4 protein-coding genes and 1 pseudogene are annotated in these 2,304 nt (G+C 70.6%); 1 reads left to right on the forward strand and 4 read right to left on the reverse strand.

Annotated features, from left to right (window positions below):
* The 3 genes from ACWCV3_RS28725 to ACWCV3_RS28735 all read right to left on the reverse strand — a co-directional run.
* A partial coding sequence (locus tag ACWCV3_RS28725) for a hypothetical protein (protein ID WP_451230224.1) occupies positions 1 to 181 on the reverse strand: 181 nt, incomplete at its 3' end.
* A 69-nt stretch (positions 182 to 250) separates the two neighbouring features.
* Positions 251 to 526: a hypothetical protein gene (locus ACWCV3_RS28730; RefSeq protein WP_451230227.1), complete on the reverse strand. Its 276-nt coding sequence runs from the start codon at positions 524 to 526 to the stop codon at positions 251 to 253.
* Between the two features lie 77 nt (positions 527 to 603).
* Positions 604 to 1,074 carry a hypothetical protein gene (locus ACWCV3_RS28735; protein ID WP_451230230.1) on the reverse strand — a complete coding sequence of 157 codons (471 nt, stop codon included), beginning with the start codon at positions 1,072 to 1,074 and terminating at the stop codon, positions 604 to 606.
* 168 nt (positions 1,075 to 1,242) lie between these two features.
* Here ACWCV3_RS28735 and ACWCV3_RS28740 point away from each other — a divergent pair, with 168 nt between their 5' ends.
* Positions 1,243 to 1,815, forward strand: coding sequence for a hypothetical protein (locus tag ACWCV3_RS28740; protein ID WP_451230233.1), 573 nt, complete (start codon positions 1,243 to 1,245; stop codon positions 1,813 to 1,815).
* Between the two features lie 79 nt (positions 1,816 to 1,894).
* Here ACWCV3_RS28740 and ACWCV3_RS28745 read toward each other — a convergent pair.
* Positions 1,895 to 2,304 (reverse strand): annotated as a pseudogene (locus ACWCV3_RS28745) (hypothetical protein); the annotation flags it as partial.

Raw genomic sequence — 2,304 nt, forward strand, 5'->3', positions numbered from 1 at the left:
GCAGCCGGTCCAGGGACAGATACGTCTTGACCTTGTCCAGGTTCATCAGTTCGGCGATCTCGTTGCGCGGCAGGCCGCCCGGGTGGTCCTTGAGCAGTTGCAGGACGGTCTCGTCGCGGCGGATGGTCTCGTCGGGTCGGGGGCGTCCCCGCGTGGGGCGCTCCTGCGCGGTCATGGTCATGGTTCCTTCCTCGGGGCTCTGACAGGGCCGATGATTTATCTTAATCGGTATTCCCGGCCCTGTCATCGTTCAACCCCCGGCGGAAGTCAGCAGGCCCGAGTCGCGCACCAGCCGGCCGGCCGTCTCCACGTCCATCGCCTCGCCGCTGCGGCCCCACACGGACGCCCGTGGCCGCCACAACTCCAGCTCGGCGGACGGCCGCGCGGGCACCTGCCGCAGCAGTTCGCGGTGCTCCCGTTCGAGCCGTCGGTGTTCCCGCAGCAGCCGGCTGTACGCCTCCAGCAGCCGCAGGTACGTGCTCCGCAGCGTCCTGCCCGGCAGCCTCTGCGCGCTGTGCCGTCCCATCGCCCTGCCCTTCGTCGGCTGTGTCCGGCGGGGAGGCTAGCAGCGGGACGCGTCGGCGCCGAACAGCGCCGAACGGCTCAGCGCACCGCGCGGTTCTGCCAGGCGTCGCGCATCCCGCCGTCGAACGCGGCGGCCTGCGAGGCCGCGCGGGACGCGGGCGCGGTCAGGAAGGCGTCGGAGCCGCGCCGCGTGGTCAGCTTCTCCAGCACCTCGTCACCGGTGATCAGGCCCTCCCACTCGATGAAGTCGGTCTCACCGGGGACGGCGGAGGCGCCGCGCTTGACGACCAGGTACGGCAGCGGCCGGTCGGTGCCCTCTTGCGAGTCGACGGCGAAGATCCGAATCTCCGTCCAGCGGCACGTGGAGCAGTGGGTGCGCGGCGGGGCGAAGTCGGTGCCCTCGTGGTTCTGGTGCCGGGGCCGGAAACTGGAGCCGAGCCCCAGCAGCTCACCGGCGATCGTGATCGTCTCGCCGTGCTGACTGGTGATCGTCCAGGCTCCCGCCCGGCCGACGTCGGGCAGTCCGGGCAGGGGTGTGGGGCTCGCCATTGGTCTCGTCTCCTCAGTCCGTGGTCCTGCTCCGAGCGTACCCATCGGGTAAACCCGCACATAGCTCAGTCCAGGCCGCGTCGGGAGCGTGGCTGGTCAGGCTACCGGGTACATCTGATTTAACGAAATGAGAGTGCGCCCGAAGCGGAGGACCAAGGAATGCGCATCATGGGGTGGGACCTGTCGATGAAGGCCACGGGCATAGCCATGCCGGACGGCAGCACGGCGCTCATCAAACCCAAGGGCGCCGGGGACGCCCGACTGCTCAACCTGGAGATGTGGGCGACCGAGGCCCTGCGCGTGGCCCGGCCGGACCTCGGCGTCATCGAGGACGTCCAAGGGGCGATGATCGGCGCGGCGAACAAGGTGATCCCGATGGTGCACGCCACGGTCCGGCTCTGCTTCCTCCGGGCCGGGGTTCCGTACGTCGTCGTCAACCCGTCCACGCTGAAGACCTTCGTCACCGGCGACGGCAGCGCCGACAAGGACCGCATGGCGGCGGCGGCACTGGAGCGCGCCGGCCGGACGTTCGCCGGCGACCCGGGCGGCGACCAGTGCGACGCGTGGTGGCTGCGGGCGGCCGGACACGCGGCCTACGGAGCACCGGTCGTGAACCTCCCCGCCGCGCACCTGGAGGCCCTGCACGTAGTGGCCTGGCCGCGCATCCCCGGCGCCCGCCCTCCCATCGAGCACGTACCGGTGAAGAAGCCGGCCCGCCGCCGCAAGCCGGTTCCGGCCTGACATGATGCTGGGCAAGGGGAAACCCCCGGGAATCACCACTTCCCGGGGGTTTCCTCTGTGCAGTGTGCCGTGGATCCGCTCAGCCGCCGAACGGGTCCGCCTCGCCGGCGTTACCGCCGTCGCCCATGAACTGCTGGGCGCCCTTCGGGTTGCGGGCCGGCGGCAGGTACTCCACGGTGTACTCCTTCGGAGGCTTGCCCCGGCTGCCCTCCTTGCGCTGTCCGTTGCGGACGTACGTGACCTTGAGGTACCCGCCGACCTCGGGCTGCTTCTCGCCGGCCTTGCGGACCGCGTCGCGGAACGCCTTGGCCATCTGGCCCTTCACGTACAGGGCGCGGGAGCCGTCGTCGGTGTCGTCGGTGTTCACCCACTGCTCGGTGTCGCCGTCCCACCGCTGCGTGGAGCCGGTGTCCTCCAGCGTGACGCGGAGGTGGTAGCGGGGCGAGCCGTCGTTCCAGGTGAGCACCTTGGACGGGTCGTCGTAGTCGC

The sequence above is a fragment of the Streptomyces sp. NPDC001781 genome, assembly GCF_053596035.1.

Excerpts from the sequence above, each read along its gene's own strand:
- ACWCV3_RS28730 (WP_451230227.1), bottom strand. The coding sequence starts at position 526 with ATGGGACGGCACAGCGCGCAGAGGCTGCCGGGCAGGACGCTGCGGAGC.
- ACWCV3_RS28735 (WP_451230230.1), bottom strand. The coding sequence starts at position 1,074 with ATGGCGAGCCCCACACCCCTGCCCGGACTGCCCGACGTCGGCCGGGCG.
- ACWCV3_RS28740 (WP_451230233.1), top strand. The coding sequence starts at position 1,243 with ATGGGGTGGGACCTGTCGATGAAGGCCACGGGCATAGCCATGCCGGAC.